Consider the following 22,898-nt stretch of genomic DNA (forward strand, 5'->3'; position numbering starts at 1 on the left):
ACCTCAAGCCGCTACAGCACTAAAACCCGACTGCGTTAGGCGCTCCAGGGCAATGGCCAAAGCACGATCATCAAACAAGCGATCCTTGCGTGCAGCAGCACCTGGCCCACCGCGCCACGTCCGTAGCGCTTGTCGTACAGCTGGCACCGTAGCCTCAACATGCTCCTTGGCCAACAGCCAATCTACGGTTGCCAACAGCTCCATGCCAAAGGGCGACTCAAAGCCATCAATAAGCTCAGCGGTACGCTCCAAAGCCTCAAGATAGGGCTTTGATTCGGTATTCAGGTAAGTCTGCAAATAGGTCTTACGCTCGTCATCAAACCAGATGACATCAAGCGGGTCCGAATCGCTGATACGTTTTTCGGCGTGCAGGTAGCTGCCATCCAGATTGTTCAGCAAATGCTCCAGACGGTTGGCATAGGGCCCGTATTTATGGGCGACGAACTGAAGGTTCAGCGGGTTGTCTGCGGGCGAAAATCGCTCGATACCGCGCTCCAGAAACCAGGCCAACTTCTGCACTTCCAGAAAGCTGCATTCCATACCCAGTACCCAATAGCGCCGTACCAACTCAGCGATCAAGGCACGGGCCGGCGTCAACTTCTCCACCCCTGAGCGCTTGGCCACGTTCTGATACTGCGAAGTGGGTTCAAACACCAAAATCTCAGCATCCAGATCGCCCAAAACGGCCTCAATCTGCTCGCGCACAGCCATCCACTCCAGCCCGCCATTACCGGCTCCCAGCGGAGGTACGGCAATAGACTCGATATGATTATCGAGGATAAAGGTACGCAGATCAGTCAACCCCTCAACGACCCACTCCATCTTGGAAGGAGCCTTCCAATGCCGCTTGGTAGGGAAGTTGACGATCCAGCGCGGACCATCCAGCTCCTGTACCGGGGTGACAAACATCTTGCCAGTTTCAACCTGTTTGGCTTTGCAGGCAGCAGCGTATAGCCGGTAATTCTCGGCAAAGCGCTCCTTGAACATCAGGGCAATGCCTTTGCCCATCACGCCGACAGTATTGACGGTATTGACCAAGGCATCGACCTTGGCCTCTAGCAAATTGCCTTGTGTAAATCTAATCATCGGAAGTACCACTGAGGCATAACACGTATATCCAGTTTCAAGCCTTTAGCCTGGGCCTGTGCATCCAGTCGATCTTTTACGACTTGGGTAAAACACACTACGCCGAGCAGTCCCTCTATGGGCAAATAGCGGTGGACCAGGGCTTCAGCCTGGTATCGCTCGATCTGCACCGGATCATCCGGATTGCGCGCGAAATTGCGCGCTTGCAGCAACGGCCAATCCACCTGTTCAAGTAAATTCAGCTCATTGAAATACCTGGCCAGCGGGGTGTAGGCATGCCGATCAGTAAAGGCAAAACCCAACCCTAACTCATGCACCAGGCGCAGGCTCGACACCAGGATGCAGATTTCCTCATTGTGCCGCTGCTGCACCTCACCACGCCCAGTGTGGATGTTGTACATCATGGGCGAGAACGGCGTGAAATAGAACGGCACGTAGTCAGACAAGGTGCCGCCCGGCGCAACCGGCACCGCGCGCTCACTCCGACGGCTGATCAGATCGACGTTGCCAATCACCACATAGTTCGGTGCCTGCACATTCGCTGAGGCGCAGTGCAGTCCGTTATCCAGAATCCACGCCAGATTATCGCGGTGGACGATGCGCCAGATCAGCGCCTTCTCCGGATTCAGGTTGGGGTAGTAGTTAGCCATTGGCCATCTCCGGAGCGGGTTCCTCGACCTGAACAGGCACTCTGCCGGTAAGCATGTCTTGCATAAGGCCGAGCTTCTGTTTGCGTAGCTTTCCTAACTGCTCCAACTCACGGTCAAGCTTCACTGTTATTCCATCAAGAGCATCTGCAATCTGTATTTGCTCCACTGAATCTGTCGGCATAAACATCCACAAATTCCTGATATCTCCAACCCGAACATGTCCGACGGTAGAGCCACCAGAAATCAAGTCGAGACGATTTTTAATCTGACGTGATTGCAGCGCATACAAGAAATATCTGGGGGAAATCAGTTCTGCATCTGGTCGGTATAGCATCATCCTTTGCCCTAAGCATGCGCTGGGATGACGATCCGGAATCATGCAAACCTCTCCAACTGGGGCCTCGCGCGTAATCACGATATCACCCACCTGTGGTTTGCCGCGTAATGTCCAAGTCAAGTAGGAGCGCTTATCGGTGTAAAGAAGTTCTGCATCAACAAACTTGCCATTACGGACATTGGGTGTACGAATGACCGGAAACCCATCTGGAGTTTCCGGTGGTGTTCGGTTCTTACAGTCGATGATTTTTTCACAAACCTTGGCACAGGTCGTAAAGCACCACGCCGTAGGAATCCATCCAACCGGCGTTTCCTGATACAGCTCCGGGGCTTCGCTGCGCGGCGGGCGCAGTTGGCCGTTGGGCAGCACTCCACGGGTAAACAGATCGTGCATCATGCCGGCCTTCATCTGCTGGTACTTGGCGATCAGGGCTTCGGCTTTCTCAATAGCGGTATCAATAGAATCCAGAATGTTCGCGATCTTTGACTGCAGCCGCATATCTACCGGAATTCGGACGACAATGCTCGGTACCTTCTTGGTATCCAGGTGCAAGACTGTCGAGCCGGCGGCATAAGCAACCATCTGCCGACGCACATCAGATAGCATCAGGCGATGATAAAGAAAGCTCTTGGCGCACCGACCCGCAATCGGCTCAATGCGCATGCAATCCATCGACGCCAGTGTCGGCTTGCTAGCCCCAAAGTCAGGAACCTTCAATGGGCTCCCAACGATGTCACCAGCCCGAGTCAGATCCGTAACGGAAAACAACAAATCGCCAGCTGACAGGTGATCAATCTTGGTCGAAAAACCGTCGTAGAACTTGATCCCCGTAGACTCGTAACCACCACCTTTCACGAAGCATTTAATCGTAATGAATGGGTGACCAGAGTGCTCGTCACCGTAGTCTTCAGATTTGTAATTGATCCCCTTCCGCTGAGTCGCGAGATGGGCCAACGTAACGTTCGCCCACTCACTCATACCCCAACTCCACCAAAAACGCCTGCAGTACCTGTGCAGCCTGATCGCACTCAGACTCAATCTGTTTGGCGGTAATTGCGTACTTGCCCCAAAGGTTCTCGACGGCAGCGATGCAAGCCCGCTGGTCGGCGCGTAGGTACTGGCGATAGCTGTCGAACAGTACCTTACCCAGGCGTTCGACAATGACTACGCGGGCTTCGTCGTCGCTGATCTTTAGGCGAGCCTTGGCCACCAGCTCATCCTTCATCGCCTCCGTCGATTTGATCGCAGCCTTGACTGCTTTGGCCTCAGCCTCCAGCGCTTTGTGGGCGGCCAGTCTGGCTTCAGCGCGCTCGGCGGTAGTTTTGGCCTGTTGCCCCTGAGCCATAGACTGTTCGACCACGCTGGCAATCTGGGAGGCATGGCCAACAGTCGTCGCCAGATCCAGCGCGCGCTGACCATTGCCGAATTGCGCTTCTTTGGCGGTAAAGCCCTGCGTGTAAAGGCCCTTATCCGCGCCCTTGGGCAGCTTGTCGGCCACCTTGATCTCAACGAACAAATCCGCCACCGCACCTTTCAGCGTTTTGAGCTGCGCCTTCCACTCGGCAGTGCTTTCCTTGAGTTCATCCTTAAGCGCCTTGACCTCATCAGCCGGCAGCACGCCAGTGTGCTCGCTGTCTTCGAAGTCTTCCTCGCTGGCAGCGGCAAACAGCCCTTGCAGCTCCGCTAGGCGCGCATGCTGCTGCTCTAGCTCCGCCAGCACCTGGGGGAACTGGCTTTGCAGGATGTCTTCGTCCGGAATTAGCTCCGGACCCCAACCACTGGCGGCGATGGATTTAAAGTCAGCAGCGAGCAGCTTGTAGTAATTGGCAAAAGCGCCACGCACCTGGTAACGGTTGAGCAGGTGCTGGCCGGCGAAGATGCGCTCGATGCTATCGAGCAAGGTGGCACGCATGGCGTAAACGTTATTCGCGCGCGCCTGTTGGTTTTCCGCATCCGGGGCTAGGGCTTCAATGAAGGGCAGATGCTGCGCCCACCAGACCTTCAACTCAGCCATAAACTGCGCCTGCCGCTGGGTAACGCCAGGGTGAGCATTGATATGTGCAGGGATTTCGCGCTTGTCAGTCAGGACTGGAGCAAAGTCCGCATAGGCCACGCCTGCGGCAGGCACCTCGCGTGACACAAAGCAGCTTTCGCGCAGGCCGGCGTAGTTGTGCCAAAAGTGCTCCAGCGCATCGATTTCCGTGACCGGCACACCGCCGTGCAGATGGGCGCGAACGTCATGCGGCTCTGCAGGTGGGGCGTTGTCCACATAGCGGCGGATGTTGCAGTTGTAATCCTCGGCGTAAATCGCCTCGACCGACACGGGCTGCGCATAGCCAGGAATCTCCAGCCCCGCACGGTAGGCGTGGACGATTTTGTCGATGTCCTCCGGTCGCAGGTAGTTCTGCGCCTTGCCTTCGCCATACTCGCGGTCGGCGTTAATAAAAAGTACGTGTTTGCGCTCGGCGGCACCGGCCTTGTTGAGCACTAAAATGCACGCCGGAATACCGGTGCCGTAGAACAGATTGCTGGGCAGCCCAATCACCGCCTCAAGGTAGCCTCTGTCGATAAAGTACTTGCGAGCCTCACGCTCCTCACCGCCACGGAACAAAACACCATGCGGCATCACACAGGCCATGCGGCCATCGTGCTTGAGTACGGCGAGCATGTGCTGCACGAACATCAGGTCGGCTTTCTTGCCCTTTTCGGGCATCCAAACCGGGAATCGACCAGGGTGTTTGATGTCCTTCTTGATGTAGTTTTGACTAAAGGGAGGGTTGGCCAATACACGGTCAAAGCGCATCAGGTTGCCGTCTTCGGCTTGGTGCTGCGGCTCGCGCAGGGTGTCCTGCTGACGAATCACTGCGTGAGAGATTCCGTGTAGCAGCATGTTCATCTTGCAGATGGACCAAGTGGTACCCATTTTTTCCTGGCCATAGAGCGCTAGCTCGGCGGCATCAGCGCCGCACTCACGCAAGTAGTCGCGCGCTTGAATCAGCATACCGCCAGAGCCAACCGTCGGGTCGTAGACGCTCATGTCCTCTTCCGGATCGCAGATCTCAACACAGATACGCACCACCTCGGCCGGGGTGTAGAACTCACCAGCCTTCTTGCCCGCCGAGTCGGCAAAGTGTTTGATCAGCCACTCATAGGCCGTGCCGAGAAGGTCCGGAAACTCGAAATCCTCATCGCGCAGCGGAATCTTTTCAAAGTTCTGGATGAAGTTCACGAGCGTGTCGTCATCCAGGGTGTTCTGGCCGATTTTCTTGTTGAAGTTGATGTGCTTCAGCACATCTTGCAGCGCCTCGGGGTTGGCCTCTTCCAAAGCTTCCAGGGCCTTATTGAGAGCCGTACCGACGTTCTCTTTAACGTGCTTGAGGGCAGGATGAACGTTCCACTTATCGTCAACCCAGCCATCATTCCAGCGGGCGCGCTCCGGCACAAAGAAGTACTTGCCTGAATACTGATCGGGGTCCTCAAGGTTGGCCTTGATGTCGTCCTCACTCAAACCATCAGTTGCACCTTCTGTCCTAATCTCCTCCCTGCGCTGATCGAACAGATCACTCGCACGCTTCAGGAAAAGCATACCGAAGATGTATTCCTTGTACTCACTGGCGTCCATATTGCCGCGCAGGTCATCACAGGCTGTCAGAAGCAGGTTTTCCAGCCGTGCGAGGGTCAGTTTGGCGCTTGCCATAAAAAATCAGGTCCTTGTTACTGCAAAGGGGCTGCAGGGTATCGATCAATGGTGCCGGAGCAGCATCATGAAACGATCCCGCGAAGGTTCGCCGAGCCGTTATTGATAAAGAATCGGATCATGCCCTTTCGAGGGCGTGGCTGTCTTGGGAAAGGTACAGTACAGGTACAGTGCCCAGCTTTGCCAACCTAGCCAAAACTAGATCAAACTCAATATTATCAACTAGTTAATACTGTTGTACCTTGCACTGAACTAGCCTAGACTTTACTGGCCTCGGTGCGTCAGGCTACGACTTGTAATCAGTAGGTCCCGAGTTCGATTCTTGGTGCCGGCACCATATAAAAAAAGCCCCGCAGCGATGCGGGGTTTTTTTATGCATGTTGAAAGTGCAATGACTTGCCCGTCTAGACTCAGCTTGCAACACTGCCAGGCACAACACTTACCGACCGCCTCTTTAAAAAAAGGTATAGGCCGTGCACATCCTTATTACCGGCGGCGCCGGCTTTATTGGTTCGGCGCTGATTCGCCATCTGCTAAATCACACCGAACACCAAGTACTCAACCTCGACAAGCTGACCTATGCCGGCAACCTCGAGTCGTTGGCCACTGTGGCGGACCATCCGAGCTATCGCTTCGTGCAGGCAGATATTGCCGACAGCGTAGCCGTCAGCCAGGTCCTGGCCGAGTTTCAGCCGGACGCAATCATGCACTTGGCGGCTGAGTCGCACGTCGACCGCTCCATCGATGGCCCCGCTGAGTTTATTCAGACCAATATTGTCGGCACCTATGCGCTGCTTGAGGCCACTCGCAGCTACTGGTCGCAGCTGGACCCTGCGCGCAAAGCAGCGTTTCGCTTCCACCATATTTCCACTGATGAGGTCTATGGCGATCTGCATGGCGTGGACGACCTGTTCACCGAGACCACACCCTACGCCCCCAGCTCGCCCTACTCGGCGAGCAAGGCCGCCTCAGATCATCTGGTACGCGCCTGGCAGCGCACCTATGGCCTGCCGGTGCTAATCACCAACTGCTCGAACAATTACGGCCCCTACCACTTCCCAGAAAAACTCATCCCGCTGGTGATCCTCAATGCCCTGGATGGAAAGCCGCTGCCGGTATATGGCAATGGCCAGCAGGTTCGCGACTGGTTGTACGTGGAAGACCATGCCCGCGCACTTTTAAAGGTGGTGAGCGAAGGCAAAATCGGCGAAACCTACAATATCGGCGGGCACAACGAGCAGAAGAACCTGCACGTGGTGGAGAGTATCTGCGCGCTATTGGACGAGCTGGCACCACGCCAAAGCGGCTCGTATAAAGAGCAGATCAGCTTCGTTAGCGACCGCCCAGGCCATGACCTGCGCTATGCCATCGATGCCAGCAAGATCGAACGCGAACTAGGCTGGAAACCCACCGAGACCTTCGCCAGCGGTCTGCGCAAAACCGTGCTCTGGTACATGGATAACCTCGACTGGTGCCGCCGCGTGCAGGATGGTAGCTACCAACGCGAACGCCTCGGCGCACTTTAAGGAGCAGCACGATGAAAGGCATCATTCTCGCAGGCGGTTCTGGCAGCCGCCTGCACCCCATCACTCTGGGCGTATCCAAACAGCTGCTGCCGATCTATGACAAGCCGATGATCTACTACCCGATCTCGGTGCTGATGCTCGCCGGCGTGCGCGAGATTCTGATCATATCCACCCCGCAGGACCTGCCCAACTTTCAGAAGATGCTCGGTGACGGCAGGCAATTTGGCGTGCACTTCGAATACATCGAGCAGCCCTCACCTGACGGCCTGGCGCAGGCCTTTATTTTGGGCGAAGGTTTTATCGGTAAGGACTCTGTGTGCCTGATCCTTGGCGACAATATCTTCCATGGCCAGCACTTCACCGAGAAACTCCTGCGCGCCGCCGCCGAACCTTCGGGCGCTACGGTCTTCGGCTATTGGGTCAATGATCCACAGCGCTTTGGCGTGGTCGAGTTCGACGCCCAAGGCAAGGCCATCTCCATCGAGGAGAAACCCGCCGAACCGAAGTCTAGCTACGCGGTGACCGGCCTGTACTTCTACGACAACGACGTGGTCGAAATCGCCAAGGCAGTCAAACCCTCGCCGCGCGGCGAGCTGGAAATCACCGACGTCAACAATGCTTACCTGCAACGCGGCGACCTACGTGTAGAGCGCTTCGGCCGTGGTTTTGCCTGGCTCGACACCGGCACCCACGACAGCCTGCTGGAAGCATCGCAATACGTGCAAACCATCGAGCACCGCCAGGGCCTGAAAGTTGCCTGCCTGGAAGAAATCGCCTATCAGCAAGGTTGGATTGATCGCCAGCAACTATTAGTTCAGGCCAAAGCCTTCGGCAAAACCGGCTACGGCCAATACCTGTTCAAGCTAGCCGAGGAGTGAGCATGCAGGCTGTTAGTACCGACCTACCCGGTGTGATCATCCTCGAACCAAAAGTGTTCGGCGATCAGCGCGGCTTTTTCTTCGAAAGCTTCAACGCCCGCAGCTTCGCTGAAGCCACAGGCCTGCAACGCGAGTTTGTCCAGGACAACCATTCGCGCTCGCAACGCGGCGTATTGCGTGGCCTGCATTACCAAGTGCAGCAGGCGCAGGGCAAACTGGTGCGGGTCACCGCCGGCGAAGTTTATGACGTAGCCGTGGATCTACGCCGCAGCTCGCCGACCTTTGGCCGCTGGGTCGGCGTGCACCTGTCCGCCGAAAACAAGCGACAAATGTGGGTGCCGGAAGGCTTTGCCCATGGCTTTGTCGTACTCAGCGAATTCGCCGAGTTTCTCTACAAAACCACCGACTACTACGCCCCCGAACATGAGCGCTGTATCCGCTGGGATGATCCGACTCTAGCTATCGACTGGCCGCTGGATGGCGCGCCGCAGCTCTCGACAAAGGATCAGTCCGGGCTCAGCTTCGCTGATGCGCAGGTTTTCCCATGAAGATTCTCCTGCTCGGGCAGTACGGCCAGGTCAGCCAGGAACTGCAGCGCGCCCTGCAAGGCACAGACGAACTGACAGTACTGGGCCGCGAACAGTTGGATCTGGCCAAGCCCGAGCTTATTCGCCAGCAGCTGCAGCGCCTGCGTCCCGAGCTGATCATCAATGCCGCCGCGCACACCGCAGTGGATCAGGCCGAGAGCGAATCGCAGCTGGCCTTCGCGATCAACGCGATGGCGCCCGGCATCCTCGCCGAAGCAGCCGCTGAACTGAGTGTTCCGCTGATCCATTACTCCACCGACTATGTATTCGATGGCAACCACGCCGAGCCTTACCGAGAAAGCGACGCCACCAATCCGCTGAGCGTATACGGGCGCAGCAAACTGGCGGGCGAGCAGGCGATTCAGGCCGTCGGTGGTATGCACCTGATTCTGCGCACCAGCTGGGTCTACTCACAGCATGGCAAAAACTTTCTGCTGACCATGCAACGCCTGCTGCAGGAGCGCGAAAGCCTATCGGTAGTGGACGACCAGATCGGCGCACCGAGCTGGGCCGGCACTATTGCGCAGACCACGGCGCAGCTGATCACGCAATGGCGTACCGGCCATGCCGGCCCGTGGGGCGTGTATCACCTGACCGCGCAAGGTGAAACCAGCTGGTTCGGTTTTGCTAGCGCGATTGCCGCACATCTGCACAGCCAGGGCAAACGCGTAGCGACGCTGCAACCCATCCCCAGCAGCGCTTACCCAACCCCGGCGCAGCGCCCGCTCAATTCACGCTTGGACTGCAGCCGTCTGCAGCAGGACTGGCACGTCCAGCTGCCGGATTGGCAAACCGCGCTGGAGCAGTGCCTGCGCAGCTAAGCCCTGAAGCGCTGAATCTGCTGCTGCAAACCGGTGGCCAGTTGCGCCAAGTCACGACTGGCAATCGAGCTCTGCTCAGCGCCGTTGACCACCTCGCCGATGCTGTCATTGAGGCTGCTAATGTTCTCGCTGATCTCATTGGCCACCGCAGTCTGCTCCTCGGTGGCGGCGGAAATCTGCACATTGCCATCGGCAATACCCTCGATGGCAAGGGCAATATGATTGAGCACCTCTCCCGCCTCACGGGCATGACTAACGCTGTTTTGCGCCTGCTCGCGCGATAGCTGCATGGCGCTTACCGCACTGCGCGCACCGCCTTGCAGGGCATCGATCATGCTGCGAATCGACTCGGTGGCTTTCTGCGTATTGCTGGCCAGGCTGCGCACCTCATCGGCCACCACGGCAAAGCCGCGCCCCGCCTCGCCGGCCCGCGCCGCCTCGATTGCGGCGTTGAGCGCCAGCAGGTTGGTTTGCTCGGCAATGCTCTGGATCACCCCGAGCACCTTGCTGATTTCATCGCTTTGACTATGCAGGGTGTCGATCACCTCGCCGGCTTTTTCCACCGACGCCGACAGCCCCTGAATCGACGTGAGATTGGACTGCACCAGCTCGCTGCCCTGGCGCGCTTCCTTGTTCGCGTCCGCCGCATTGCTCGCGGTGGACTGCGCATTGCGCGCCACTTCCTGCACCGCCACGCTCATCTGGTGCACCGCGGTTGCAACCATACTGGTTTGGTCACCCTGGGCCGTAGCGGCCTGACTGACTTGGGCACTGATCGCGCTCATTTCCTCGGACGCCGCGGCCAGCTGAGTAGCGGTATCGGTCAGATGACGAATCAATGCCTGCTGGTGCTCAAGCATGGTATTGAAGGCGCGGGCGGTGTCAGACACTTCATCACGACCACTGACATCGGCACGCAAGGTCAGGTTAGAGGACTGCTGCACCTCGCTGATCAGGCTGCGCAGCCCAGCCAGCGGACGAATGATCGACAGGCTGATCAGCAAGGCGGCCACCAGCACCAGCACCAGCGCTACTGCACCGATCAGCACAAAGGTGTTACGAATTGATTGGTACTGCGCAGTGGTCTCAACGTTAAGCTGCTCACCCTCGCTCAGTTGCAGACTGATCAAGCCGTCCAGCTCGCCACCCAACGGGTCGAAGGTGTCATATAGGGTGCGGTTGAACGGACCAGCCTCGGCTGCCAATAACTGGCCATTGCCGACCTGCCCCAGGTACTGATCGGCCAGTTGCTGCACCCTTAGTAAATACGGTTTGGTGCGCTCGACCCGACTGCTTTCATCGGCGGTCAGGCGAGTGGCGGTGTACTCGGCCCAGGCCTTGTCACCACGGCTGCGCGCATCGCTGAATGCCTTGCGCAGCGTGGACTCATCAAACACTCCGGCACGGTATTTATGCAGTGCATCAACCATCGCCACCGCGTAGGCATCGGAGACCACCTTGAGCTGACTGATCGGCCGCATGCGGTCGGTAAACAGCTCGTCAAAACTGTCGTTAAGCTTGCTGGCATTGGACAACGCCATGCCGATAACCACAATCAGCACCAGCAGCGGCACCACCGCCAACAGTAACAACCTCGCCCTTACCGTCAATTGAGCCAGCATCAGGATATCTCCAGGGACTAAAGCGCAGCCGTCCATGCAGGGCGCAAGCGGGCGGCACCATTACTCCAGGGCGATGCCGAACATTTTGAGTATTGACCCATATCGACGAGCTTGCCCACTTATTGCATAACCGCCACTCTGAACTGATCACCCTGCCCGAGTAAGTGCATGCCCACCGCCCATCCTCATCCGCATCGTCCGCGCTGGCGTAGCCTGGCCGTCCTCGCCCTGCTGCTGACGCCTCTGCTTTGGCCACTGCAGCAGCTGGCCGAGCGTTACTACAGCGGTGTACTAGTCGAACAGAACCGTCAGACCCTCGACCTCTACGTGGCCAACCTACTTGGCACCCTGCGCCGTTATGAAGTGCTGCCGCCCATTCTTGGCGACCTGCCAGCCTTGCGCCTGGCTCTGCAGCAGCCAACCGAGCGCGCCCTGCTGGAGAACGCCAACCGCCTGCTGGATCAGGTGCGCGGGCAGACCGGGGCCGACGTGATCTACCTGATGGACCCCAACGGCAAGACCCTGGCCGCCTCCAACTGGGAGCAGGCCGACTCCTTCGTCGACCGCAATTTCGCCTTCCGTCCGTATTTCCGTGAGGCCATCGCCGGCCGCCCAGGGCGCTTCTTCGGCCTCGGCACTACTTCCGGCAAGCGCGGTTACTACTTTGCTGCTGCCGTGCGTGATGGCGAGCGCAACCTCGGCGCGCTGGTGGTCAAGGTCGATCTCGATCACACCGAGACCCTCTGGGGCAACACCCCGGAACAGCTGCTAGTGACCGATGCCAATGGCGTGGTGATCCTTACCTCCAACAGCCAGTGGCGCTTTACCGCCAGCCGTCCGCTGGACGCCGCCGAGCGCGCCGCAATTGCCGCCAACCTGCCCTATCCGACCCAGGCACCGCCACCAATCAAACTGGATGCGCCGAACTGGATTCGCCAGGACCGCGAACTCAAGGAAACCGGCTGGACCGTCAGCATCCTCGCACCACGCAGCCTGCTTGACCGTCCGGTGCGCACCGCCCTGGTGGCCGGCGGCGGTTTGTTGCTGCTGCTAATGCTGCTGCTCGGGCTGCTTATGCAGCGCCGTCGCCACTACCTGGAACGCATCGCCCTCGACAGCCAGGCCCGTCAGCAGCTGGAACAACGCGTACTGGAGCGCACCCTCGATCTGGAGCGCCTCAATAGCCGGCTGAAAGAGGAAGTGCTGGAACGCGAGCAGGCGCAACAGGAGCTGGTGCAAGCTCAGGATGAACTGGTGCAGGCCAGCAAACTTTCGGCCCTGGGCACCATGAGTGCGAGCATCAGCCATGAGCTCAACCAACCACTGGCGGCCATCCGCAGCTACGCCGACAACGCCTGCGTGCTGCTCGACCACCAGCGCGGCGACGATGCCCGCGCCAACCTCAAGCTGATCAGCCAGCTCACCGAACGCATGGCCTCGATCATCGCCCACCTGCGCGCCTTCGCTCGCCGTGATCGCCACGCCCCGGAAAGTGTGGCCCTGCAGCCAGCCATTGACGACGCCCTGGCCCTGCTGGCCAAACGACGCCAGGCCATGCAAGTCGAATTGATTCGCGACCTGCCAAACGCCACCCTGTGGGTGCAGGCCGGGGAAACCCGCCTGCGGCAGGTGCTCGGCAACCTGCTGGCCAACGCCCTCGATGCCTTGAGCGAAGTGCCGCAGCCACGCCGTCTTTGGTTAAGTGCCGAACTCACCACCGAGGGCGTCGATCTACACCTGCGTGATAACGGCCCCGGCTTTAGCCAGGAGGCTCTGCAGCGCGCCCGCGAGCCGTTCTTCACCACCAAGACCAGTGCCCAGGGCCTCGGCCTCGGCCTAGCCATTTGCGATACCCTGATGCGCGCATTGGGCGGCGAACTGCTGTTCGCCAACCACCCAAACGGCGGGGCTCAGCTGACCCTGCGCCTGCACGCTGCAGACCAAGGCATCAAAACCCAGTCGCCAGAGGATTTTGTTGTATGAGCATGATCGACTCCCGCACCCAGGTGCTGCTGATCGACGACGATCCCCACCTGCGTCAGGCTCTGAGCCAGACCCTCGACCTGGCTGGACTCAAGGTCAGCAGCCTGGCAGACGCCCATGGCGTGGCCGCACGCATTGAGCGCGACTGGCCGGGCGTGGTGGTCAGCGATATCCGCATGCCCGGCATCGACGGCCTGCAACTGCTGCAACAGCTGCGCGAGCAGGACCCGGAACTGCCGGTGCTGCTGATCACCGGCCACGGCGATGTGCCGCTGGCCGTGCAGGCGATGCGCGCTGGCGCCTATGACTTTCTCGAGAAACCCTTCGCCAGCGACGACCTGCTCGACAGCGTGCGCCGCGCTCTGGCCCTGCGCCGCCTGGTGCTGGATAACCGCAGCTTGCGCATGGCCCTGGCTGATCGCCATACCCTGTCCGCACGCTTGGTCGGCCAGTCGCCGGCGATGCTGCGCTTGCGCGAGCAGATCGGCGCACTGGCCGGGATCAACAGCGACGTGCTAATCCTCGGTGAGACTGGCGCCGGTAAGGAAGTGGTAGCGCGCGCGCTGCACGACTTGTCGAGCCGTCGGGCCGGGCCGTTTGTGGCGATCAACGCCGGCGCCCTGGCCGAATCGGTGGTGGAAAGCGAGCTGTTCGGCCATGAGCAAGGCGCCTTTACCGGCGCGCAGAAGCGTCGTATCGGCAAGTTCGAATTCGCCAATGGCGGCACCCTGTTTCTCGATGAGATCGAAAGCATGAGCCTGGAAGTCCAGGTCAAACTGTTACGCCTGCTGCAAGAGCGGGTAGTCGAACGTCTCGGCGGCAATCAGCTGATCCCCCTGGACATTCGGGTGATCGCCGCGACCAAGGAAGACCTGCGCCAGGCCGCCGATCAGGGGCGTTTCCGCGCTGACCTGTATTACCGCCTTAACGTCGCACCGCTGCGCATCCCGGCCCTGCGCGAGCGCGGTGAAGATGCCCTGCTGCTGTTCCAGCACTTTGCCGAAGCCGCCAGCAGCCGTCATGGCCTGGCCGAGCGCAGCCTGCAACCGGGCCAGCGCGCAGCGCTATTGCGCCATCCCTGGCCGGGTAACGTGCGTGAATTACAAAATGCCGCCGAACGCTTCGCCCTGGGGCTGGAACTAGACCTCGACCTGCAAACCCAGGCTGCTGCAGCGCCCCCTGATGAAGACGGTAGCAGTGGCGGCCTGAACGCCCAGGTGGAAGCCTTCGAGCGCAGCCTGATCAGCGCCGAGCTGAGCCGTTCGCACAGCTCACTGCGCAGCCTGGCCGAAGCCCTCGGCGTGCCGCGCAAAACCCTGCACGACAAGCTACGTAAACACGGTCTGAGCTTCGCCGATGCTGGCGGAAGCTCGCCAGACAGCCTCGACTAGCCGGCGGATTTCCGCCAAAAGCTGCACAGCCGGCCTGTGCAGCAGCCCGTGAAATCTTCTGCAACAACCCGCCAGGCCTTGTCGCTGCTGCGTTTCACAATGCTCGCAGCGGCCATCTCAGCGCCTGGCATGGCGGTTGCTCTAACCTCTTGCAGGCGACTCAACAACGCAAAGCGCTAGGCAATCTGCCCGACGCCCGTCATTTTCTGACAGGCCGCCTAGACTTGAGCCTGTTCGCCCGACTTGTAGCGCTGCGGCGCATCACGCTATACAAAAACAAGAGGAAAGACTCCATGTTCAAACTGACTGCCAAGGCGCTCGCGTGCGCCCTGTCGCTGAGCATCGCCGGCATGGCCCAAGCGGCCGACCCGATCGTGATCAAGTTCTCCCACGTGGTCGCCGACCACACCCCTAAAGGCCAAGGTGCCGCGTTGTTCAAGAAGCTCGCTGAAGAGCGTCTGGGCGACAAGGTCAAGGTCGAGGTTTACCCGAACTCTTCACTGTTCGGCGACGGCAAGGAAATGGAAGCGCTGTTGCTCGGTGACGTGCAGCTGATCGCCCCATCGCTGGCCAAGTTCGAGCAGTACACCAAGCAAATCCAGGTATTCGACCTGCCATTCCTGTTCAAGGACATGGCCGCCGTCGACCGCTTCCAGCTGAGCCCGGAAGGTCAGGCGCTGCTGAAATCCATGGAAGATAAAAACATCACCGGCCTGGCCTACTGGCACAACGGCCTCAAGCAGCTGTCCGCCAACAAGGCGCTGCGTGAGCCGAAAGATGCCCGCGGCCTGAAATTCCGCGTACAGGCCTCTGCCGTACTGGAAGAGCAGTTCAAGGCTGTTAAGGCCAACCCGCGCAAAATGAGCTTCGCCGAGGTTTACCAAGGCCTGCAGACTGGCGTGGTTAACGGTGCCGAGAACCCTTACTCGAACATCTACAGCCAGAAGATGCATGAAGTGCAGAAGTTCATCACCGAATCCAACCACGGTGTTCTGGACTACATGCTGATCACCAACACCAAGTTCTGGAACAGCCTGCCTGCCGATGTACGCAGCGAGCTGGACAAGATCATCGTGGAGGTGACCGCCGAAGTGAACAAGCAAGCAGGCGCCCTCAACGATGGCGACAAGCAACGCATCCTCGACGCGAAAACCACCGAAATCATTACCCTGACGCCTGAGCAGCGTGCTGAGTGGCGCGATGCCATGAAGCCGGTTTGGGGCAAGTTCGAAGCCGAAATCGGTGCTGATCTGATCAAGGCTGCAGACGCAGCCAACCAGTAAGGCGGAGCAGGCTGCGGCCTGAACCCAACCACAGCGCAGCCTGTCGGCTGCGCCACTGGCTGAATGCCCGGGCAGGCTTTATGGCGGCCTGGGTATACCGCCCCACAACACTGGAGACTCTATCGATGAACGCCTTGCGGCGCGTCTGGGACCACTTCGAGGAAGGTTTTATTGCCTTTCTGCTGGCCGCCATGACGCTGGTGACCTTCGTCTACGTGATCCTCAATAACCTTTACACACTGTTCTACAGCCTGGCGGATCGCTGGGAAGGCAGCAGTGAGTTGTTCTTCGCCATTGGCGACAGCATTCTCGGCTTGGCCCAGTCAATGACCTGGAGCATTGCCCTGACCAAGGCGTTATTCGCCTGGTTGATTTTCTTCGGCCTGGCCTACGGTGTGCGCACCGCCGGCCATATCGGTGTTGATGCGCTGGTAAAACTGGCGAGCAAGCCGGTGCAGCGGGTCATCGGCCTTATCGCCTGCCTGGCCTGCCTGGGCTATGCCGGGCTGATTACCGTGGCCAGCTTCGACTGGGTGAAAACCCTGTTCACCGCCGGCATCGGTGCTGAAGACCTCGGTCACTACGGCATCATGCAATGGCATATCACGGCGATCGTACCGTTCGGCTACGCCATGGTTTTTATCCGTTTCTTTGAAATCTTCGTGCGCATCCTGCGCAATCAGCAGACCGGCCTGGGCCTGGCTGATGAAGCCGCCGAGGCGCTGAAGATCAATGAGCACGGGGAGCACAAACAATGACCATCCTGTTCCTCTTCCTCCTGCTGTTTTTGCTGATGTTTATCGGCGTGCCGATTGCCGCCTCCCTGGGCCTGGCCGGCTCGATCACCATCATGCTGTTCAGCCCGGACTCGGTGCGCTCACTGGCGATCAAACTGTTTGAAACGTCTGAGCACTACACCCTGCTGGCGATTCCGTTCTTCCTGCTATCCGGTGCCTTTATGACCACCGGCGGCGTGGCCCAGCGCCTGATCGATTTCGCCAACGCCTGCGTCGGCCATATCCGTGGCGGCCTGGCAATCTCGGCGGTGATGGCCTGCATGCTGTTCGCCGCACTGTCCGGCTCCTCGCCAGCCACCGTAGCTGCAGTGGGCTCGATTGCCATCGCCGGCATGGTGCGCTCGGGTTACCCGCAGGCGTTCGGCGCCGGTATCGTCTGTAACGCCGGCACCCTGGGCATCCTGATTCCACCGTCGATCGTCATGGTGGTGTATGCCGCTGCGACCGAGCAGTCGGTAGGCAAGTTGTTTATGGCCGGCGTAGTGCCGGGCCTGCTGCTGGGCGTGGCGCTGATGGTGGCGATCTATATCGTCGCGCGGAAGATGAACCTGCCGGCCATGCCACGTGCCAGCCTGCGGCAACTGCTGACCACTGCACGCAAGGCGATCTGGGGCCTGCTGCTGATGGTGATCATCCTCGGTGGCATCTACTCCGGCATGTTCACCCCTACTGAAGCAGCTGCCGTAGCCGCGGTCTATGCCGGCTTCGTGGCGTTGTTCGTGTACAAGGACATGACCATCCGCGAGTGCCCCAAGGTGCTACTGGACTCCGGCAAGCTGACCATCATGCTGATGTTCATCATCGCCAACGCCATGCTCTTCGCCCACGTGCTGACCACCGAGCAAATCCCCCAGACCATCACCGCGTGGGTGATCGAGATGGGCCTGCAGCCATGGCAGTTCCTGCTGGTGGTGAACATCGTGCTGCTGGTGGCGGGGGCCTTTATGGAGCCGTCAGCGATCATCCTGATCCTGGCGCCGATCCTGTTCCCGATTGCCGTACAACTGGGCATCGACCCGATCCACTTGGGCATCATCATGGTGGTGAACATGGAAATCGGACTGATCACACCACCAGTGGGGCTCAACCTTTTCGTCACCTCAGCGGTGACTGGCATGCCACTGACTGCCGTGATCAAGGCCGCCTGGCCGTGGCTGATGCTGCTGCTCAGCTTCCTGATGATCATCACGTACGTGCCTGCCGTATCCATGGCGCTACCCACTTGGCTGGGCATGACCTGACAGCAACTCCGTGTGTACTTCCCTACACACTTTTAGCCCGGCCTTAGTGCCGGGCTTTTTTTGCATTAAATAAATGAGCGTTGAAACTAGACCCGCGCCAGATCGGGCAAGTCACCCGACAAGCCCAGCGCCTGACGCACGAACAGCGCCTTGGCTTCCGGCAGCTCATCGACCCAGTTAAGGCCAGAATTACGTAACCAGCGCACCGGCAGCGGATCGGCCTGAAACAGCCGCTCGAAACCTTCCATCGCGGCCATCATCGCCAGGTTATGCGGCATACGGCGACGCTCGTAACGACTGAGTACCTTCACATCACCCAGGCGCTCGCCACGCTGCGCGGCATGCAACAGCACCTCGGCCAGCACCGCGACATCGAGAAAGCCCAGGTTGACGCCCTGCCCGGCCAGCGGGTGGATGCTGTGGGCGGCATCGCCAATCAGCGCCAGGCCGTCTTCGACATAACGCTTGGCGTGACGTTGGCGCAGCGGAATGCACAGGCGCGGATCGGCCTGGAGGATGTCGCCCAGGCGATGCTCGAAGGCAAAGCCCAGCGCCCTCCGGAAACCCGCATCATCCAACGCCATCAATCGCTCGGCTTCAGTTGGGGTAACCGACCAGACAATCGAGCACCAATGCTCACCTTCGGGACCGGCCAGCGGCAGAAAGGCCAACGGGCCGTCATCGGTAAAGCGCTGCCAGGCGGTGGCCTGGTGTGGCTTGGCGCAACGCACACTGGTGACGATGGCGTGGTGCAGATAATCCCACTCACGGGTGGCGCAACCGGCCAGGCGCCGCACCGACGAGTTGGCGCCGTCGGCGGCAATCAGCAGCGGCGCACGCAACTCGCGGCCATCGTTCAGACTGAGCAACCAGCCATCACCGGAGCGGCGTAGCTGCTCCAAGCGCGCACCCGGCAGCAAACCAATCGAACTGTCGTGCAAGCGTTCAAGCAGAGCATCCTGCATCACGCGGTTCTCGACGATATGGCCGAGCGATTCGGCATGCACGCTGGCCGCGCTGAAATGAATCTGCCCGGTACCGGAACCGTCCCACACCTGCATCTCGCCATACGGGCAGGCGCGCCGTGCGGCGATGCCGTCCCACACACCGAGGCGCTCGAGAATACGCTGGCTGGCCGCCGACAGCGCGCTAACCCGTGGTTCGAAGGCAGCCTGCGGATCAAAGGGTTTGACGCTCAGCGGGCCGCCATCGACCAGCAAAATCTCCAACCCCTGATCCTGCAGGGCAAGTGCCAGGGCACTACCCACCATGCCTGCGCCAACGATGATCAGATCCGCTTGCATCACATATTCCTTGTTCAGGCTGCCTGCCGAGCGCGCGGCTTAAGCCGCACGTAGAGGGTTTTATGCACCCGCGCTACCAAGGTGCCGCTGCCATCGCGCACTTCTACATGCAGCTCGGGCAGGTATTTATCACCATCTGCGGTGTGTTGGCGGATGTCGTTGAGCAACTGCTCATCGATGCTGAAGTCTGCGTACACCGGGCCTTTGCCAGGCGCGATAAAGTCGATGCGCGCGGCCTTGTCCCAGACAATGAAATCACGCCCGAGGTTTTCCATGATCATCAGCATGAAGAACGGGTCGGTCATCGAGTACAGACTGCCGCCGAACTGGGTACCGACATAGTTGCGGTTATACCAGCCGAGGCCCATCTTGACCTGCACCTGGCGGAAGTCCGCGCTGATCTGCCGCACCCGCACGCCGGCGCCCAAATACGGCGGATACAGGTTCATCGCCCAGCGCAGCAGCCGCGCCTTGCGCGCCAGTTTGTTTGCCGGCATGGCTCAAGGCTCCGAACGAGTGCCTAGGCCCATGGCCTGGCGGGCAAACCAGCGTTTCGCCGGCGGTAGCAGATCAAGGCCCAAGAGACCGAGATTGCGCCCGGCCGCCAGCAACGGCTGGCCGGTGCTGAACAGGCGGGTGACCTGATCAGAGAAACCGACTGTCAGTTGCTGATCTGCCTGCTGGCTGCTCAAGTAACGCTGCAGGGTGGCCAGATCGCCCAAGGGCGCGTTGCTCGCCAGCAGGGTTTCAGCCAGCACCAGGGTGTCGCGCAGTGACAGGTTGTAGCCCTGCCCTGCAATCGGGTGCAGGCTGTGTGCAGCGTTGCCGAGCACCACCAGATGCTGGCGCACCTGCTCCTTGGCAGCGGTCAGGGCTAACGGGTAGAGGTGCCGCGTACCAACCTGATGCAAGCTACCCAGGCGATAGCCGAAGGCCTGCTGCAACTCGGCGAGAAACGCCGCATCGCTCAGCGCAAACAGGCGTTCAGCTTCTAGCGTGGCACGGGTCCAGACCAGTGCGCAGCGGTTATCCGCCAGCGGCAGCATGGCCATCGGCCCTTCTTCGGTAAAGCGCTCAAAGGCCAGACCGTTGTGCGCATCCGTAGAGCTGACGTTGGCGATCAGTGCGCTCTGCCCGTATGGCGTAGTGCTAACGGCAATGCCCAGCTGCTCACGCAAACCGGAGCGACCGCCCTCGGCGAGAATCGCCAGGCTGCACTCAAGCTCGCAGCCATCGTCCAGGGTCAGACGGTAGCCATCGGCCAAGGCCTGCATGCGGGTAACCTGCGCCGGGCTGCGCCAGCTCACCACCTGCTGATCCAGCGCCCGCCACAGGCATTCGCCAAGCCAAGCGTTTTCCACCACATAGCCCAGTGCTGGAACGCCTTCTTCCTCTGCGCTCAAGCGCGCGGCGGCGAAGCGGCCACGGTCGGAGACATGGATCTGCTTGATCGGTTCGGCACGCTGACTGATGTGCTGCCACAGGCCGAGGCGCTGATAGATCTGCTGCGAGCCGAATGACAGCGCAGTGGAACGTGCGTCATAGCTGGGCTGATAACCGTTGCCAGGGGTGAACGGCTCGATCAGACAAATACTCCAGCCACGCAGCTTGGCTTCGGCTTGTAGGGCAACAGCCAGGCTGGCGCCAACCAGACCACCGCCGATAATCGCGATATCCACCCGCGGCATGCTCTAGGCCGCCACGCTGCGTGCGGCGGCCATCAGCGCTTCGATCTCGGCAACGGTTTTTGGTACACCGTTGGTAAGAATCTCGCAGCCAGTCTTGGTCACCACCACGTCGTCCTCGATGCGCACGCCGATGCCGCGCCACTTCTTCGCCACGTCCTGATTGTCCACGGCGATATAGATGCCCGGTTCCACGGTCATGGCCATGCCGACTTCCAGCTCGCGCCATTCACCGCCGACCTTGTACTCACCGACGTCGTGCACATCCATGCCCAGCCAGTGGCCAGCGCGGTGCATATAGAAAGGTTTGTAAGCCTCAGTGGCGATCAGCTCGGCAACCTCGCCCTGCAGCAGACCGAGGTCCACCAGCCCGGCGGTGATCACCTGCACCGTGGCTTCATGGGCCTGATTCCAATGCTTACCGGGGCCGATTTCCTTGAACGCCGCTTCCTGGGAAGCCAGCACCAGCTCGTAGATGGCTTTCTGCTCAGGCGAGAACGTGCCGCTGACCGGGAAGGTACGGGTGATATCACTGGCATAGCAGTCGATCTCGCAACCGGCATCAATCAGTACCAGGTCACCGTCTTTCAGCACCGCGTCGTTCTCGCGGTAATGCAGGATGCAGGCGTTCTTGCCGGCTGCGACGATGGAGCCATAGGCCGGCATCTTCGCTCCGCCTTTGCGGAACTCGTAATCCAGTTCGGCTTCCAGGTGGTACTCGAACAGCCCGGCGCGGCTGGCCTGCATGGCACGTACATGGGCGCGGCAGGAGATGTCTGCGGCCTCCTTCATGACTTTGACTTCAGCCGCTGACTTGTACAAACGCAGGTCATGCAGCAGGTGTTCGAGGGTGATGAATTCGTTGGGCGGCGTAGCACCCTGGCGCGCCTTGGAACGGATCACATTGATCCACTCCATCAGCTGACGGTCGAACTCATGATTGGTGCCCATGGATGAGTAGACCCGATCACGGCCCTCGATCAGCCCCGGCAGGATGTCGTCGATATCACCAATCGGGAACGCGTCATCCGCGCCGTACTGGCTGATCGCGCCATCCTGGCCTGCACGCAGGCCGTCCCACAGTTCGCGCAACGGATCGCGCTCGCGGCAGAACAATACGTACTCGCCATGCTCACGCCCTGGAATCAACGCAATCACCGCCTCCGGCTCGGGAAAGCCGGAGAGGTACTGGAAGTCGCTGTCCTGACGGTAGATATGTTCAACATCGCGGTTGCGGATATACACCGGCGCAGCCGGCAGAATCGCGATGCTGTTGGGTTCCATCTGCGCCATCAGCGCCTTGCGCCGACGGGCGTATTCCGACTTGGGGATGCTGATCATGGGCAGATTGAGTCCACTTCTATTGCATGAAAATCAATGCAGCGACGGCTTCGCCGCGGCAACCACAGGCTTGGCGCACTCGCTGAACAGCAGCAGCGGCGCAACGCGCAGATACTCCATCACTTCCATGTAATCGTTTTCGCCATCATCGGATTCGTCCAGGGCGTTCTGCACCTGGGCAATCGCCGAGAGGTCTTGCAGCACCTCCATGGCTTCCGCGCTCAGGGCGCTGTCACGGGCAGTCAGACCGAAGCCGCCGAGGAAGCCCTGGCACCATTGTCCCAGAGCCACCGCACGCTCGCTAAGCGGCGCATCGTCGCTGGGTAACAGCAGCACCACGGTGACGTCGTTGCTGGTCAGTTCACCCTTGACCATTTCCTGCAGGCCGATCAGCGCTTGGCGCACGGTGTCTTCCGGCGCAGCACCGAGCAGCTCGGCGGCATCCACCAGCCAGGCGTCGATTTCAAAGCCCGCACCAGCACAGCTGCGACCGAGCAGCAGGCCATGCAATTCGGCAGGGGAAATGGTGTGGCCGCTGCTGGCAAGCAGAGCGGCAAACGCGGAGTACGGAGAATTTGAAGTTGGCATAGATAACTAGGCGCAAAGCTGCGCGATCACTAGAATGGAGGCCTTGTATCCTAGCACCGGCAGGCGTGCCAAGACTATGCA

Annotated in this window: 19 protein-coding genes; 9 read left to right on the top strand and 10 right to left on the bottom strand. The window is 59.8% G+C overall.

The genetic code is table 11. The features are described from left to right. Positions 1-3: 3 nt before the first annotated feature. The 4 genes from ACIGEK_RS01715 to ACIGEK_RS01730 are packed head-to-tail and all read right to left on the bottom strand — an operon-like array spanning position 4 to position 5,770. Positions 4-1,086, bottom strand: a complete 1,083-nt coding sequence (locus ACIGEK_RS01715) for a macro domain-containing protein (protein WP_397491665.1) — start codon at positions 1,084-1,086, stop codon at positions 4-6. Further along, positions 1,083-1,736 carry a DUF4433 domain-containing protein gene (locus ACIGEK_RS01720; RefSeq protein ID WP_397491666.1) on the bottom strand — a complete coding sequence of 218 codons (654 nt, stop codon included), beginning with the start codon at positions 1,734-1,736 and terminating at the stop codon, positions 1,083-1,085. Before ACIGEK_RS01720 ends, ACIGEK_RS01715 begins: the two co-directional genes overlap by 4 nt. Beyond that, entirely contained in the window at positions 1,729-3,051 is a 1,323-nt protein-coding gene (locus tag ACIGEK_RS01725) for a restriction endonuclease subunit S (RefSeq protein ID WP_397491667.1), read from the bottom strand. The genes ACIGEK_RS01720 and ACIGEK_RS01725 overlap by 8 nt, the downstream gene beginning before the upstream one ends. After that, positions 3,044-5,770 (bottom strand): N-6 DNA methylase, encoded by a 2,727-nt coding sequence (locus tag ACIGEK_RS01730; protein WP_397491668.1) that lies wholly within the window; start codon positions 5,768-5,770, stop codon positions 3,044-3,046. The genes ACIGEK_RS01725 and ACIGEK_RS01730 overlap by 8 nt, the downstream gene beginning before the upstream one ends. 473 nt (positions 5,771-6,243) lie before the next feature. Here ACIGEK_RS01730 and rfbB point away from each other — a divergent pair, with 473 nt between their 5' ends. Genes rfbB through rfbD form a run of 4 tightly spaced genes read left to right on the top strand, consistent with a single transcriptional unit; the run spans position 6,244 to position 9,582 of the window. Then, positions 6,244-7,296 carry a dTDP-glucose 4,6-dehydratase gene (gene rfbB, locus ACIGEK_RS01735; protein WP_397491669.1) on the top strand — a complete coding sequence of 351 codons (1,053 nt, stop codon included), beginning with the start codon at positions 6,244-6,246 and terminating at the stop codon, positions 7,294-7,296. An 11-nt stretch (positions 7,297-7,307) separates the two neighbouring features. Next, entirely contained in the window at positions 7,308-8,174 is an 867-nt protein-coding gene (gene rfbA, locus ACIGEK_RS01740) for a glucose-1-phosphate thymidylyltransferase RfbA (RefSeq protein ID WP_397491670.1), read from the top strand. A 2-nt stretch (positions 8,175-8,176) separates the two neighbouring features. Next, positions 8,177-8,722: a dTDP-4-dehydrorhamnose 3,5-epimerase gene (gene rfbC, locus ACIGEK_RS01745; protein WP_397491671.1), complete on the top strand. Its 546-nt coding sequence runs from the start codon at positions 8,177-8,179 to the stop codon at positions 8,720-8,722. Next, complete coding sequence (rfbD, locus tag ACIGEK_RS01750) at positions 8,719-9,582, top strand: dTDP-4-dehydrorhamnose reductase (RefSeq protein WP_397491672.1); 864 nt, start codon at positions 8,719-8,721, stop codon at positions 9,580-9,582. The genes rfbC and rfbD overlap by 4 nt, the downstream gene beginning before the upstream one ends. Here rfbD and ACIGEK_RS01755 read toward each other — a convergent pair. After that, positions 9,579-11,204 (bottom strand): methyl-accepting chemotaxis protein, encoded by a 1,626-nt coding sequence (locus tag ACIGEK_RS01755; protein ID WP_397491673.1) that lies wholly within the window; start codon positions 11,202-11,204, stop codon positions 9,579-9,581. The genes rfbD and ACIGEK_RS01755 overlap by 4 nt on opposite strands. 168 nt (positions 11,205-11,372) lie before the next feature. Between ACIGEK_RS01755 and ACIGEK_RS01760 the strand changes: the two genes are divergently transcribed. From ACIGEK_RS01760 to dctM, 5 genes are all read left to right on the top strand, one after another. Then, the gene (locus ACIGEK_RS01760) at positions 11,373-13,187 is read left to right on the top strand and encodes an ATP-binding protein (RefSeq protein WP_397491674.1); all 1,815 of its coding nucleotides are present in this window, start codon (positions 11,373-11,375) and stop codon (positions 13,185-13,187) included. Continuing rightward, positions 13,184-14,578: a sigma-54-dependent transcriptional regulator gene (locus tag ACIGEK_RS01765; RefSeq protein ID WP_397491675.1), complete on the top strand. Its 1,395-nt coding sequence runs from the start codon at positions 13,184-13,186 to the stop codon at positions 14,576-14,578. Before ACIGEK_RS01760 ends, ACIGEK_RS01765 begins: the two co-directional genes overlap by 4 nt. A gap of 293 nt (positions 14,579-14,871) precedes the next feature. Next, positions 14,872-15,861 carry a C4-dicarboxylate TRAP substrate-binding protein DctP gene (gene dctP, locus ACIGEK_RS01770; protein ID WP_397491676.1) on the top strand — a complete coding sequence of 330 codons (990 nt, stop codon included), beginning with the start codon at positions 14,872-14,874 and terminating at the stop codon, positions 15,859-15,861. 125 nt (positions 15,862-15,986) lie between these two features. Continuing rightward, the gene (locus ACIGEK_RS01775; RefSeq protein ID WP_397491677.1) at positions 15,987-16,619 is read left to right on the top strand and encodes a TRAP transporter small permease; all 633 of its coding nucleotides are present in this window, start codon (positions 15,987-15,989) and stop codon (positions 16,617-16,619) included. Continuing rightward, positions 16,616-17,899, top strand: a complete 1,284-nt coding sequence (dctM, locus tag ACIGEK_RS01780) for a C4-dicarboxylate TRAP transporter large permease protein DctM (RefSeq protein ID WP_397491678.1) — start codon at positions 16,616-16,618, stop codon at positions 17,897-17,899. The genes ACIGEK_RS01775 and dctM overlap by 4 nt, the downstream gene beginning before the upstream one ends. 86 nt (positions 17,900-17,985) lie before the next feature. Here the strand turns inward: dctM and ACIGEK_RS01785 are convergent, their stop codons facing one another. The 5 genes from ACIGEK_RS01785 to ACIGEK_RS01805 are packed head-to-tail and all read right to left on the bottom strand — an operon-like array spanning position 17,986 to position 22,817. Then, entirely contained in the window at positions 17,986-19,203 is a 1,218-nt protein-coding gene (locus ACIGEK_RS01785; RefSeq protein WP_397491679.1) for a 2-octaprenyl-3-methyl-6-methoxy-1,4-benzoquinol hydroxylase, read from the bottom strand. A gap of 14 nt (positions 19,204-19,217) precedes the next feature. Continuing rightward, positions 19,218-19,700 (bottom strand): DUF4442 domain-containing protein, encoded by a 483-nt coding sequence (locus tag ACIGEK_RS01790; RefSeq protein ID WP_397491680.1) that lies wholly within the window; start codon positions 19,698-19,700, stop codon positions 19,218-19,220. Positions 19,701-19,703: 3 nt separating this feature from the next. Then, positions 19,704-20,891, bottom strand: a complete 1,188-nt coding sequence (ubiH, locus tag ACIGEK_RS01795) for a 2-octaprenyl-6-methoxyphenyl hydroxylase (RefSeq protein ID WP_397491681.1) — start codon at positions 20,889-20,891, stop codon at positions 19,704-19,706. 3 nt (positions 20,892-20,894) lie between these two features. Further along, a complete protein-coding gene (gene pepP, locus ACIGEK_RS01800) occupies positions 20,895-22,229 on the bottom strand; it encodes a Xaa-Pro aminopeptidase (RefSeq protein ID WP_397491682.1) in 1,335 nt (444 codons plus the stop codon). 33 nt (positions 22,230-22,262) lie between these two features. Next, positions 22,263-22,817: a YecA family protein gene (locus ACIGEK_RS01805; protein ID WP_397491683.1), complete on the bottom strand. Its 555-nt coding sequence runs from the start codon at positions 22,815-22,817 to the stop codon at positions 22,263-22,265. Positions 22,818-22,898: the final 81 nt, after the last annotated feature.

The organism is Pseudomonas sp. NPDC079086, assembly GCF_044542155.1.
Taxonomy (GTDB): Bacteria; Pseudomonadota; Gammaproteobacteria; order Pseudomonadales; family Pseudomonadaceae; genus Aquipseudomonas.